The 12,310-nt window shown below is 37.9% G+C and carries 11 protein-coding genes and 1 tRNA gene; 6 read left to right on the forward strand and 6 right to left on the reverse strand.

The genetic code is table 11. From position 1 onward, the window contains the following. Positions 1-20 precede the first annotated feature (20 nt). Complete coding sequence (locus ACTB00_RS10990) at positions 21-2,822, reverse strand: M16 family metallopeptidase (RefSeq protein WP_463299969.1); 2,802 nt, start codon at positions 2,820-2,822, stop codon at positions 21-23. A 738-nt stretch (positions 2,823-3,560) separates the two neighbouring features. Here ACTB00_RS10990 and ACTB00_RS10995 point away from each other — a divergent pair. The 4 genes from ACTB00_RS10995 to ACTB00_RS11010 all read left to right on the forward strand — a co-directional run bounded on the left by ACTB00_RS10995 (position 3,561) and on the right by ACTB00_RS11010 (position 5,223). Next, complete coding sequence (locus ACTB00_RS10995; RefSeq protein WP_463299970.1) at positions 3,561-4,043, forward strand: hypothetical protein; 483 nt, start codon at positions 3,561-3,563, stop codon at positions 4,041-4,043. A gap of 3 nt (positions 4,044-4,046) precedes the next feature. Next, a complete protein-coding gene (locus ACTB00_RS11000) occupies positions 4,047-4,526 on the forward strand; it encodes a hemerythrin domain-containing protein (RefSeq protein ID WP_463299971.1) in 480 nt (159 codons plus the stop codon). A gap of 222 nt (positions 4,527-4,748) precedes the next feature. Then, complete coding sequence (locus ACTB00_RS11005; RefSeq protein WP_463299972.1) at positions 4,749-4,895, forward strand: hypothetical protein; 147 nt, start codon at positions 4,749-4,751, stop codon at positions 4,893-4,895. A gap of 242 nt (positions 4,896-5,137) precedes the next feature. Next, positions 5,138-5,223: transfer RNA gene (locus ACTB00_RS11010), tRNA-Leu, on the forward strand. 489 nt (positions 5,224-5,712) lie between these two features. On the opposite strand, the gene ACTB00_RS11015 is transcribed toward ACTB00_RS11010, so the two are convergent. Continuing rightward, positions 5,713-6,081 carry a hypothetical protein gene (locus tag ACTB00_RS11015; protein WP_463299973.1) on the reverse strand — a complete coding sequence of 123 codons (369 nt, stop codon included), beginning with the start codon at positions 6,079-6,081 and terminating at the stop codon, positions 5,713-5,715. 36 nt (positions 6,082-6,117) lie between these two features. After that, positions 6,118-6,369 carry a hypothetical protein gene (locus ACTB00_RS11020; RefSeq protein ID WP_463299974.1) on the reverse strand — a complete coding sequence of 84 codons (252 nt, stop codon included), beginning with the start codon at positions 6,367-6,369 and terminating at the stop codon, positions 6,118-6,120. Positions 6,370-6,586: 217 nt separating this feature from the next. Between ACTB00_RS11020 and ACTB00_RS11025 the strand changes: the two genes are divergently transcribed. Then, complete coding sequence (locus ACTB00_RS11025; RefSeq protein WP_463299975.1) at positions 6,587-6,835, forward strand: hypothetical protein; 249 nt, start codon at positions 6,587-6,589, stop codon at positions 6,833-6,835. Positions 6,836-6,842: 7 nt separating this feature from the next. Next, on the forward strand, positions 6,843-8,294 hold the full coding sequence (locus ACTB00_RS11030) for a TrkH family potassium uptake protein (protein ID WP_463299976.1): 1,452 nt from the start codon (positions 6,843-6,845) through the stop codon (positions 8,292-8,294). Positions 8,295-8,309: 15 nt separating this feature from the next. On the opposite strand, the gene ACTB00_RS11035 is transcribed toward ACTB00_RS11030, so the two are convergent. The 3 genes from ACTB00_RS11035 to ACTB00_RS11045 form a co-directional block, all read right to left on the reverse strand. Beyond that, positions 8,310-8,993, reverse strand: coding sequence for a response regulator (locus ACTB00_RS11035; RefSeq protein ID WP_463299977.1), 684 nt, complete (start codon positions 8,991-8,993; stop codon positions 8,310-8,312). Continuing rightward, on the reverse strand, positions 8,986-10,536 hold the full coding sequence (locus ACTB00_RS11040) for a DUF4118 domain-containing protein (RefSeq protein WP_463299978.1): 1,551 nt from the start codon (positions 10,534-10,536) through the stop codon (positions 8,986-8,988). Before ACTB00_RS11040 ends, ACTB00_RS11035 begins: the two co-directional genes overlap by 8 nt. 185 nt (positions 10,537-10,721) lie before the next feature. Next, positions 10,722-12,302, reverse strand: coding sequence for a TrkH family potassium uptake protein (locus tag ACTB00_RS11045; protein WP_463299979.1), 1,581 nt, complete (start codon positions 12,300-12,302; stop codon positions 10,722-10,724). Between the last annotated feature and the right edge of the window lie 8 nt (positions 12,303-12,310).

Below are 12,310 nucleotides of genomic sequence, written 5' to 3' on the forward strand. Positions count from 1 at the left end.
ATATCTAATGCTTTGATAAACTATTCTTTGGGTTTGAAAACCACATCAATTAAATCTGCTCCTTCGAAGAAAGAAGCAGCAAACTTCTGAATATCTTGTTTGGTCATTTCATTCAGTAGCTCCTCGTAATTAGCGGGGACAGCCGAGTTAATGCCAGAATAATAGTAGTTGTATAATGAATTCATCCAGAAACTATTGTGCTCTAAAGATTGCTGGCGATCTTTCAACAAATTTGAAACGGTCTTATTAAAGTCGACATCCGTTGGGCCTTCTGCAATAATTTTGTTGATTTCCTGATAAATCAACGATTTGAGCTTTTCTGTTCTGCTTGGATCACAATCAAACATGATTTTAATCTGAGCCCGTTCAATCGGATATTTGCTCAATCCACTTCCAACACGAACGCCATAAGTTCCACCTTCATCTTCACGCACCGACTCGGTATAACGTAAATCAAGAATACCTTTGAGTACCTTCATCGCCAGAATGTTTTCCTGATTGTATTCGACATCATTCACATAGGTCACATTTACATTGGCTTTGGGAGTTTCAAAAGCAATCGGAATAACTTTATCGGTTTTTCCTTCCGGTGCTCTCACTCCTCGATCAACCCAGTTTTCTTCACGATCATTATCGGTTAATGATCCGAGGTATTTCGTTGCCAATTCCTTCACGACTTCCTGATCAATATTACCGACAATAAAGAAGGTGAAATCTCCGGCATCCTGAATACGGTCTTTATAAATCGATTCGATTTCTTTAAAATCTACATCATTTAAATATTTAGGATCCATCGTTCTTACACGTGGATGATAATCTGACAAGATATAGGTCAAAGAATCCTGCATAATTTTCTGCGGATTTTTAGCCATGTTCGAGATGTAGGCCACATAACGAGACATCAATGCATTATGCGCTTCTTCATCAAACCGCGGTTTTTCGAAATACAAATAAACAAGTTGTAGCAGTGTCTCAAAATCCTTTGGAGTACTTGAACCATTAAATCCTTCTGTCAATGAAGAAAAAGTTGGTGACACTTCAACCTTTTTACCTGTTAGCATTTTTTGCAAGGTGATTGCATCAAAATCTCCAACCCCATAAGCACTAACAAAAGTCTGTGCCATTCCTGCTGAAGGCACCATGTCATTTTCAACTTTCGAAGTTCCTCCATCGCTGTATGCCATGAGAGAAACGGCATCTTTTTCATAATCGGCATGGCGGAAAATGACCTTTACATTATTTGCCAGCGTCCATTCAACGGCATCAAAAGCATCTAGTTTCTTGGTCTTGACAATTTCAGAACCCGTCAAGTCTTCGTCGATAAGAGAAGCGTCGCCAGCAGCATCAACATAAGGCTCAATCTCCATTGATTCGACTTTTGTAATAATGCTTTTTGCTTCAGCTTCTGTTAAGTGTTCCGCATCGGTTGGACCTGTTATAACAATGGTTCTGTTATCGTCTTTTATCCACTCTTTGGCTTTTTGTGAAACCTCTTCAGCCGTTATCGTTGGAAGTATCTGGTTGGCAAATTCATACTCAACATCAATCCCCGGAGCAGGAGTCATTGTCAAATAATACTCGGCGTACTCGCGCGCGTAACTATCATTACTAATTTTATCTTTCTGTTTGTAGTGGCTTTCCAGTTCGGTTAAAAAATTGGTTTTGGCTCGCTCCAATTCACTCTCAGCAAACCCATAACGTTTGATACGCTCGGTTTCCGTCATAATGGCCTCCAGCGCTTTTGCTTCATTATTTGGGTTGGCTGTTGCCGTAATACTGTAGGCATCGTACCCCCGCACAAAGCCTGACATATTCGTTGATCCCATTATAAAAGGCGGCTCCCCTTTTTGCAACAGTTCCTGAATACGCATGCGAGTCATCGAATTGTAAAGGCTTTGAATGTAATGATTCTTTAAGTCTTCGTAGGTTTTTGGCTTTCCATCTTTATTTTCTTCAAGAATAAAAATAGAAATATTAGATTGAGTTGCTTCATCATCTGTTGCAACTACAAAATAAGTTTCATCGTGTGATGGAATCTTGAACGTTGGACGTTCTTCGGCATCCTTTACTGCTGGTATTGGAGAAAAAATCTCTTTCACTTTTTGCTCAACCAGTTCTGTATCGATGTCTCCCACAATCGCAATAGCTTGCAAATCGGTTCTGTACCAATCATGATAAAAATCCCTTAATGTTTTAGGTTCATGATAGCGAATAACAGTTGTGTCACCAATTATATCGCGTACAGCCCATTTCGATCCTTTAAATAAAACAGGAAACCATTGATCGCGAAGTCTAAAACTCGCGTTTCTTCGCGTTCGCCACTCTTCAGTTATCACGCCTCTTTCGGCATCAATTTCTTCATCAGTCAGCAATAAATAATTTGACCAATCATGAAGAATAAGCAAACAAGTATCAACTAATCCATCATGATTTGTTGGTACATCGCTCAAGTTATAAACCGTTTGATTAAATGCTGTGTAGGCGTTAATGTTACGCCCAAAAGCAACGCCATGGTTTTGCAAGGTATTTAAAATGCCTTTTCCTTCGAAGTTTTCAGTACCATTGAAAGCCATGTGCTCTAAAAAATGCGCCAGACCATTTTGGTCATCATTTTCCAAAAGAGCTCCCACATTTTGGATCATATAAAAGCTAGCTCGATCCTTGGGTTCTTCGTTGTGACGAATGTAGTAAGTCATCCCATTCTCGAGGACTCCTGTTTTTACATTCGGATCAAGTGGCACTTGATCTGTCGATTTAAACTCAGACTGTGCCAACACTGGTAGTGCTATAAACAGTAGTAAAATGCTTTTTAATCTTCTCATTTCTTATTATTTATTTTGAAAATAGATGCTCTTGATTACGAAAATACAATTAATTATCATAACAAATTTCAAAATTGTTGAATTTGTCCGTCTTCAAAGAATAAGTATTAAGCTCTGCCGCAAATTACACGTTGAAATATTAAATTTTTGACTGGATTTCTATATGGGGCACAAATCCAGTTGAAAGTATAAAAGCCATTGTTTTTATATTTTGGTGGCTCAGAGAAAGAGAAGAGGGAAGTAAAAGAACTTAACTCCCTGGATATTAGATTCTTTTGAATTTGTTTTTTTTCGAAAAAGTGGTGACTAATTCTAGCGCTAACGTCGAAAAATTGGTTGTGGCTTTTCCAATGAACATTACTCGCGGTCATTTCCTATCTTTTAAGTATTGGCTTATTCAACTTCCTTAGGTCACGCTTAATAATTGAGGAAAAACTAATGAAAAATGGTGAGTGAATGCCTTTGGCCGCTTCTATAAAGCGTGGGTACTATTGTAAAATTTCCACACTAATGAGGTGCTAAGTCTACAATCAATGTCGTATAATGTTGTGATAGTTAGTTGATTGCTGGGTTTGGTACCAGTTTTGGCAAATGATATGATGATTTTCAATCACACAAAAAATAAGAGTTACTAGTGTGATTGAAAAAACGGAGGCATAGCTTATGCAGTAACGGGTTCAAGGATAAGTTTTAATCGCTATAAATTAGAAACATATTGAATATTTAAACATGAATACAATGAAGATTCTTAAACTGGCTTTAGTGTCCCTGTTGGTTGCCGGATTTATAGTTTCGTGCAATCAGTCGGCAAGGAACAATCGTAATGAAAGTAGTGGGATTGATTCAATGGAAGTTATGGGGATCAACAACGCCCGCCATGATGAAATCCATGGTATGACGCAGAGAGAAATGGAACTAGTACGCATGCGTCTCGATAGTTTGGATGAAAATGATCCTGATTTCAATATGAAGTTAAATCAGGAATTGGATCGGTTTAATGCTGACATGGATAGCATAAACGCTCATTTAACTAAGAATAATGTTGGATCGAATGATGATTTAAGAAGCCGGTACGATTCGGTGCGTATTAAAAGTGATGCGTTAAAAAACAAATTGGAAAGGTGGACCGACAAAACTGGCGAAAACCTCGAAGAGCTGGAAGATGAAATAAAAACGGAGTTCAGGGAACTTAAAGAATTTTTGAAAAACGATAAAAATTAAAACATGAAAGCAAAAAAAATTACTGAAGCATTGGTTGATCATCACAATGAAATGCGAAAACTGGTTAAAGAAATAAAAAAAGATGCCAGTAAATTTATCTTCTTAAAAAAACACCTCGACATCCATCATGAATTGGAGGAAGATCTGTTGTTGAGTAAATTACACTCCAAGAAAGATATAAAAGACGAATCGCTCGAATCGCAGGAAGAGCATGTTATTTTAAATCAGGCACTGCTTGGCCTTGCTGATTTTCCGAAAGACAACCAACGCTGGATGATTAAATTTAAGGTTTTTGATGAAATACTCGATCACCATTTGGAAGAAGAGGAAGAAAACTTGTTTCCTGAAGCTGAAAAAGCTTTGAGCGAAAAGGAGCTAACCGATTTGGGAGCTCAATTTATTGAACTGAAAAAGCAGCGACTTTCAGCTGTATTGGAAACCAAACCAGCAAAAGAACTGGAAAAACCGAAGGCTAAAAAGTAAAGGTTGATAAAAGTCTGCTTACTGCTGCGTCTGTTTTATTTGCTGCGGTTTTTATTCCCGCTGGCAAAAAAAAGTTGCTCCACATTGATAGGAGAGCAGAAAGCAGTTGAATTTATAATTTATAACAGAGGCATTTCAACATTGCAAAGCCATTGTTGTGGAGGTGGGGAGTCGATTTGTTGATGGAAATTGATGGGGTCACTTCAGTCAAAAAAAGAAGAAATGAAGCCCGGTGTTTTTACCGATGCCTCTCACGGTGAGTTTGTAAAAGCGATCGCACAATACAGGTTCTGGGAACGTGAAAAGAAAATGAAAGCTGAAACAATCGATTTGCGAAATCTTGCAAATTTTAAGCATAAACATATTTGACAAAGAGTCTATAAATCAAGCTGTTTGAAAAATTTAATCTGCAATATCTTGAAGCGTTAAAGTCTAATTGATTGAAAATGTTTAACTTACAACGAAGCGCTATTGAAATTTGATGTCGTTTTAAAGTGAATAAATCCAATTAAAAATAAAGGTGAGAATAACATTTTTTTTATATTTGCAACGCTTAAAAACAGAAACGCCAGGTTGATTAAGTTACAATCTGTTCAGGTTCCATTTTTAATGCCCAGATGGTGAAATTGGTAGACACGCCAGCTTGAGGGGCTGGTGACCGATTATGGTCGTGCAAGTTCGAGTCTTGTTCTGGGCACAATTAGAGATTCAAATTAAATCAAAAGCGCTTAAATCATTGAATTTAAGCGCTTTTTATTTGAGGGGTCCAATCAAAAAATGGTCTCGAAAAACATATAAAACGCGACAAAATCGAGACCAAGCACCAAATATTTTTTCTGGTCGCGGCAAATCACGCAACGAATTGATTCAATATATTTTATTTGACTCGTATTGACTCATTTTGCCGCTTTTCAAAAAAGTCAAAATGAGGTATTTTAGTTAGTCCACTGGACTTAATTTTTGATTTTTTATTGTTGCACCATGAAAATTAGTATCAACTTTTTATTGAGAAAAAGCAGAAAATCACCAGATGGCCGATCATGGATCAAATGAACTTTGTAGGGGGATGTGAAAAATTATGATCTTTGTTCTGCACAAAACATTAACCAATGGCAGAACAAGAATCACAATATCGGAAGTTAATCCGGTTACTATTACTTGACCATCTCCCGTTTTTTCAGATCACTCATAGTGGAAGGCTTAATTGCAGCTGACTTGAGGGGTCGCCAAGGCCAGGAAGAAAGGCTCTGGGTTTGACATGTGCCAGCAATATTTTTAATATTTTGCTGATCTTGTAATAGATAAAATTATACAGTTCATAGATTTTCTCCTTGTTCAGGGTTTTTACTCCGCTTTCAAGTAACAGTTTGATATGCAGAGATGCAAGCTCACGGTACACCATCGACATGGTTATGGTCAAAATGGCCAGCATACTTTGCAGGCCCTCAAATGTTTTGATTTGAATATCTTCCAAATGATAGCAATCTTTTACGTGTCGATGGTACTCTTCAATTTTCCAGCGCAGGCCATAGCCTTTGAACGTTTCTTCTATCACTTTGGTGATCGCATCCTGTGGCGTTTTTGTAAGCAGTCAGCAATAACCCCCGCCTTCCCTTTTGGTGACCACCAGCCACAGATCAACGAGTTCTTTACCGGCTTTGTACTGCACCTTGACCGCCCCACATTGAAAATACTGTCTGATCCTTTTGCTCTTTCTTACTTTCATCGCCGATAGTTTCACGAACAGGGGGAGTTTTTTAGAAATCGCATTCACGCTCGTTTCCTTCCCTTTGTACAACAGTTTGGTGGTTTTCTTTAACCGTAAGATGAATACTTTTGTCATAAAGCTGGTTGTTTGTGTTGTTATTGTTTTTTGTCAATTACAAAAATAACATTTTAACCAGCTTTCTTCATCTTTAAAAACTTCTGAATCCCCCGAAAATACTCACTCTATAGAACTATTCCTTCCATTTTTTGGGAGATGGTCAATTGTTGTTAGTATATACAATTTAAATATTTCAGAACTTGAAAGAAAAAATGTATTAATTGAAGATTCAGCTTTGAGAATTTCAAATATCCATCAAAAGATTGGGATTATTGGATTAACTATTCTGGCAATTTTTGTAGTTTTGATTCCTCTTTTTATAATTAATCCTATTAATAAGCTGTCAAATAGAATGATAACTTTTTACAAAACTAATTTTAATAAGGACATTGAAATAGAAGCTAACCATGAATTGGAAAAGTTGGAAGAAATTTTTGAAAAAATAGTTATGGAAGCTAAGTCAGGACAAAAGGAAACAATGTAATTTTATTATGACTGGCATTATCAATCACAGGATTGTACTAAAAATACTCAGCAAAAATCTTTATATCATTTCATTTGCACTTATTAGTTGTAGTGGCGTTGCAGTTATTTACGCTGAATCGTTCATGCCGTTTATATGGACATCACTTATAGCTCTTATTGCGGCTATTTCATTTTCCTTACTTTCAAAAAATCAAAAAGAGGATACCGAATTGGGAAAAAGAGAGGCTTATCTTGCGGTGACTATTTCGTGGACTGTGATTGGCTTAATTGGTAGTTTTCCTTATCTTTTTTCAAATTCTATCCCATCTTTTAACAATGCGCTGTTTGAATCTGTTTCCGGTTTTACAACTACCGGGTCATCCATTCTTACTGATATAGAAAGCCTGCCAAAATCCATTTTGTTCTGGCGTAGCTTAACACATTGGATTGGAGGCATTGGCATAATTGTATTATTTATAATTGTAATGCCAGCCCTTCAAATCGGAGGGTATAATTTATTTACACTCGAATCTTCTTTACAGGAGAAAATAAAACCAAAGATAAAGTCGGTCGGATATCGTCTGCTTGTAATTTATTTGCTATTAACTTTTTCTGAAGTAGTACTTTTACTTATAGGAAAAATGAATTTATACGAAAGCGTTTGCCATGCCTTCGGGACAATAGCCACTGGTGGATTTTCCCCAAAAAACACAAGCATAGCAGGCTATTCTCCATACATCCAGTATGTAATTATGGTGTTTATGCTTTTAGCCGGAACAAATTTTGTTATCCATTATTACCTTTTAAAAAGAAAATTTGAGAATGTAAAACAAAATGATGAGGTTAAGTTTTACTTTGGTATTATCGGAATCATTGGCTTAATTCTGACTTTCTCTATTTTTTACTACATGGACAAACCTTTAGAAGAATCGTTCAGGGAAGGTTTTTTCCAACTTATTTCTATTGTTACCTGTACTGGTTATGCAACAGCCGATTATTTACAGTGGCCCGTTTTTGCCTGGGTCATTATTTTCTGCTCTATGCTTCTGGGTGGGAGTACAGGGTCTACTGCAGGAGGTATTAAAATTGCCAGGCACGTTGTCCTTTTTAGAAATATAAAACGCCATTCCCGACAATTATTATCTAAACATGCTGTAATTCCAGTTCGATTGAATGGGAAATCAATTAATGAGGACACCAATGGTTCAATAATTACATTTATCTCCATATACTTTATCGTTTTTTGTATTGGTACAGTTTTAATGGCACTGACAGGAGTGGATGCGAAAACTGCATCGAGTTCAGTTGCTACGTGTATGGCTGGAATAGGCCCGGGAATAGGAACGGTTGGCCCAGCCAGTAATTTTGCTCATCTACCGGAAATTAGCAAAGTAATTCTGACTTTTTTAATGTTGGTTGGCAGATTGGAAATATATACGGTAATAATGATTTTCACCCGAAGTTTTTGGAGTGAATAATTTTTTAAAATTATTTTATTCTCCAAACCGATATCCAATACCTGATTCAGTGATTAGCAATGCTGGTTTTGAAGGGGTGTCCTCAATTTTTTTCCTTAACTGGGCAACGAATACACGCAGGTACTGTGTCTGTTCAACGTATCCATATCCCCATACTTCTTTAAGGATGTACTGGTGGGTAAGTACGCGTCCCTGGTTTTTGGCCAGCAGACTTAACAGTGAAAATTCGGTGGAAGTAAGTTTTAATATTTCATTATTTTTTCTGACAACATGGTTAACCATGCCGATACTTAACGAACCAAACTCTAGAATTTCAGCATTTGTTTTATTTTCACTTAATCGTATTGCTGCCCGTATCCTGGCCAGTAGTTCTCCGCTCCTGAAAGGTTTTGTCAGATAATCATTTGCCCCGTTGTCCAATGCCATAATAATATCTTCTTCCGAACTGCGTACCGACAACACAATCACAGGTTTTAAAAACCACTCCCTTAGTGTTTTTAAAATCTCCTGCCCATCAATATCTGGTAAGCCCAGGTCAAGGATAATTAATGAAGGATGCTGTGTTGCCGCATCTACTAATCCCTCCCTGCCACTTGCAGAATGAATTACTTTATAGCCATTTGCCGATAGTGTTATTTCAAGCAGGCGGCGGATTTGTGTTTCATCATCGATAATCAATATGGTTTCATTTTCATTCATGATTCTCAAGTTGCAAATTATTTATTTTGGGGTCTCCTGTTCGTATTTTAATAGTGAATTTTGCCCCCCCGTCCTTTCTATTTCCAACGGTTACCGAACCTTTATGTGCCTCGATAAAACCTTTTACGATAGACAAGCCCAATCCCAACCCGCCCGTTTTGCTTCCGTCGACCCTGAAGAACTTTTTAAATACATTTTTTAATGCTTCCTCCGGAAAACCAGGCCCCCTGTCCATGATTTGCATAACCAGTTCACTTTTCTCATAATAAACATTCAACCGGATACTTGTGGAAGCCGGGGCATATTCACATGCATTGAACAACAGGTTGTACAATACCTGCTCTATTAAACCAAAATCAATTTTAACCAGGGGCATGTCGTCAGGGATGAAAACTAAAAAGTTAAAATGTTTTAATTCGTCTTTTAAGTCTTCCGAAACTTTGTTGACAAGGTCATTCATATCGTACCAATCCAGCCGCACTGAAATTCTCCCACTTTCCAATCTCGACATATTCAACAGGTTTTCAATCAGACGGTTCAATCGTAAGGATGCAGTAAATATTTCTTCATACAGAGCCAACCGGATGTTTTCGGGATGTTGGGTTGACAGCAGGGTATCGGTTGAGCCGAGTATAGTAGCTACAGGTATCCTTAGCTCGTGGGAAATGGAGTTGAACAAGGTTTTATATAACCTATCTGATTCGTCTAAAAAACGAGCCTTTTGTGCCAGTTCTCCGAGAAATTCCCTTTCCAGTGCGTTGGCGATTTGCGTCAGAAAAGTATCCCATAACACTTTTTTATCTCCTGAGAAAGCCTCATCTAATTTAACCGCAACAACACCCGGATTCACTCTTGTCCCGGGCAGAGGGTAAAATGTATAATCTTTTTCCGTAGAAATGCCAGTAAATTTGCCAGCTTTCCGGGAGTTTTTAAATGCCAAATCCGCAATTTCATATTCTCCCTGAGTGAGTCGCTTCTCTTTTTGTAGACGACCTGTTGAGTGAAGAACATTTTCTCCGTCCTGCAAAATAAAAAAGGAATCAATGGAAAAATATACCCTAATATCTTCAATGGCAACTTCCAGTACTTCATTGATACCAATAGCTTTTGAAAGTTCTTTGGTTAACTGAAATAAGGCATTGGTGCGTTCTTCCCTCTCCCTGGCCAGTTGCTCCTGTCTGCGAACCCTGGTTGTCAACACTCCATTTACCAGCGCGATAATAAAAAACATACCGAACATTAGAATATCTTCGGCCTTTTCGATATGGAAAGTATAATGTGGAGGAATAAAAAAATAGTTCCATGCTAATGCACTTAGGGTTGATGCAAGCAAAACCGGCCCAATTCCCATAAAGGTAGCCATAAACGAAACTATAAACAGCAAGATGAATGAGACCACGTGATAACTTTGCGTATTGGAAAGTGGAGTACAAAGCAATGCAGTAATTCCAACGATTATAATGGAAAGGATATAGTGGTTTATCCTTGAGGAAAGAGCCGGAAATGATATCAGTTTTAGTAGTTTTTTGCTTCCTGTTTTCATCTCTTTATACTGTTACTTTTAAAAAGTATTCGAAGAAACTCCTATCTGCCGGTTGGTGGATAATCATACTCTTATGTGAATAACTCTTCTTCATAGTTGTTGCATATTGCTGTCGCCTGTTTAGCTTATCCTGTTAAAATACAAAATTAACAGTAAATCAATACCTTTCGATTGATGTATTAATTTTAAAATTTTCTGGGGGTTGTGCCCCATAAAATTGCCCTGAACAAGCCTAAAACAGGTATAATCTCCAATCTTCCGGCCCACATCTGGAAAATATAGACAAGTTCTAACACAGGAGACATGGAAGGGTCGGTAATTCCTGCTGACAATCCAACCGTTCCCTGGGCAGAGGATGCTTCAAATAAAGCATTTGCATAACTATATTCACCTTTGGTTAAAAAGACGGTTAGTAATGAAGACCCCAGGACCAACAGAAAAAACATGATAGCCATTGCAGCTGCCTTTGTAAATTCTTCGTTCATTTCTTCAGAGCGTAACAATTTTCCGTTAAACCTTATGCTTTTCACAGCATGCTCAGATAAAAATCCTTTATTGATTTGCCACCTGAGCCCCTTCCCAATTAGTAACGCCCGTATCATTTTAATGCCTCCCACCGTAGCTCCGGAAGCACCGCCAATAAATTGGGCAGTCCCAACGATGAAGACAATCGAAAGCCAGTCCCACCCACCAATATTGGATGTTTGCCAACCAGTGGTTGACATTGCACTGACAAACTGAAAGACGCCTTCACGTACGGGATTTGGAACAATATTGGCCCTGAACAGCAAAAATGACTGGATGATACCACCAACTATGAATGCTATAATCAAAGCTCGGGTTTGAATATCTTTCCAAAACTCCCTGAATTTTCGCTGATAGATAATTTTATAAAAGAAAGGAATTGAAAACGAACCAAGAATCATAGGCAACAGGTATAACATATCCATGTATGGCGAATTGTATGTTGCGATGCTATCGTCCAACGTACTAAACCCACCGGTTGACTGGCCGGCCATTGCATGATTGATGGAATCAAAGATATTTTTGGATAATGGATAATCAGGTAAAATAAAATGGGTGCCTATAATTAAATAGACAACAGAAAAGAGCGTTACCAATAAATAAACCTTCCATATTGCCCGTGCAGTATCTATTATCTTTGGCCTAAGCTTCTGCCCGCTTGCCTCTGAACCGTACAACAGCATAGCGCTTCTGCCAGATGTTTGTTTAAACACGGCCAATACCATAACGATAAATCCGGCGCCGCCAACCCATTGCGCGAATGAGCGATAAAAAAGCACGCCTTGGCCTACTGAAGGCTCATGAACAGCCATTGAAAGCCCTGTGGTAGTATATGCACTCATACTTTCAAAAAAGCAATGTAAGGGGTTCCTAAAATACATCAGGCTCGAAAAAGTGTACGTTACATCTTTGGGGATGAACTGGTTCATTACCTCAACCGGGGTAATGTATGAAATAATAAGAAAAGGGACTCCACCCATTAGCGTTATTCCTAACCAGCCCAATGCTGCAATAACCAAAGAATGATTATACTGGGGGTCTTCTGCCTGAAAAAATAGTTTATAAAGCCCAAAACCTGTACCAGCAATAATAAATCCTGATAGCAAAAAGCCTTCCGCCGAATACCATTCGCCATAAATTAAAGAAACAATCAATGGAACAAGCTGTATTATGCCCAATAAAATAAGCAAACTACCTACTTGTTTTAAAACTGTTTTGTATGTAGTACTTCCAATTTTCATTTTGATGT

This window comes from Sunxiuqinia sp., from assembly GCF_055140945.1.

What these genes read in the sequence shown, in the direction of transcription:
- ACTB00_RS10990 (WP_463299969.1), bottom strand. Translation starts at nt 2,822, where the DNA reads ATGAGAAGATTAAAAAGCATTTTACTACTGTTTATAGCACTACCAGTG.
- ACTB00_RS10995 (WP_463299970.1), top strand. Translation starts at nt 3,561, where the DNA reads ATGAAGATTCTTAAACTGGCTTTAGTGTCCCTGTTGGTTGCCGGATTT.
- ACTB00_RS11000 (WP_463299971.1), top strand. Translation starts at nt 4,047, where the DNA reads ATGAAAGCAAAAAAAATTACTGAAGCATTGGTTGATCATCACAATGAA.
- ACTB00_RS11005 (WP_463299972.1), top strand. Translation starts at nt 4,749, where the DNA reads ATGAAGCCCGGTGTTTTTACCGATGCCTCTCACGGTGAGTTTGTAAAA.
- ACTB00_RS11020 (WP_463299974.1), bottom strand. Translation starts at nt 6,369, where the DNA reads ATGACAAAAGTATTCATCTTACGGTTAAAGAAAACCACCAAACTGTTG.
- ACTB00_RS11030 (WP_463299976.1), top strand. Translation starts at nt 6,843, where the DNA reads ATGACTGGCATTATCAATCACAGGATTGTACTAAAAATACTCAGCAAA.
- ACTB00_RS11035 (WP_463299977.1), bottom strand. Translation starts at nt 8,993, where the DNA reads ATGAATGAAAATGAAACCATATTGATTATCGATGATGAAACACAAATC.
- ACTB00_RS11040 (WP_463299978.1), bottom strand. Translation starts at nt 10,536, where the DNA reads ATGAAAACAGGAAGCAAAAAACTACTAAAACTGATATCATTTCCGGCT.
- ACTB00_RS11045 (WP_463299979.1), bottom strand. Translation starts at nt 12,302, where the DNA reads ATGAAAATTGGAAGTACTACATACAAAACAGTTTTAAAACAAGTAGGT.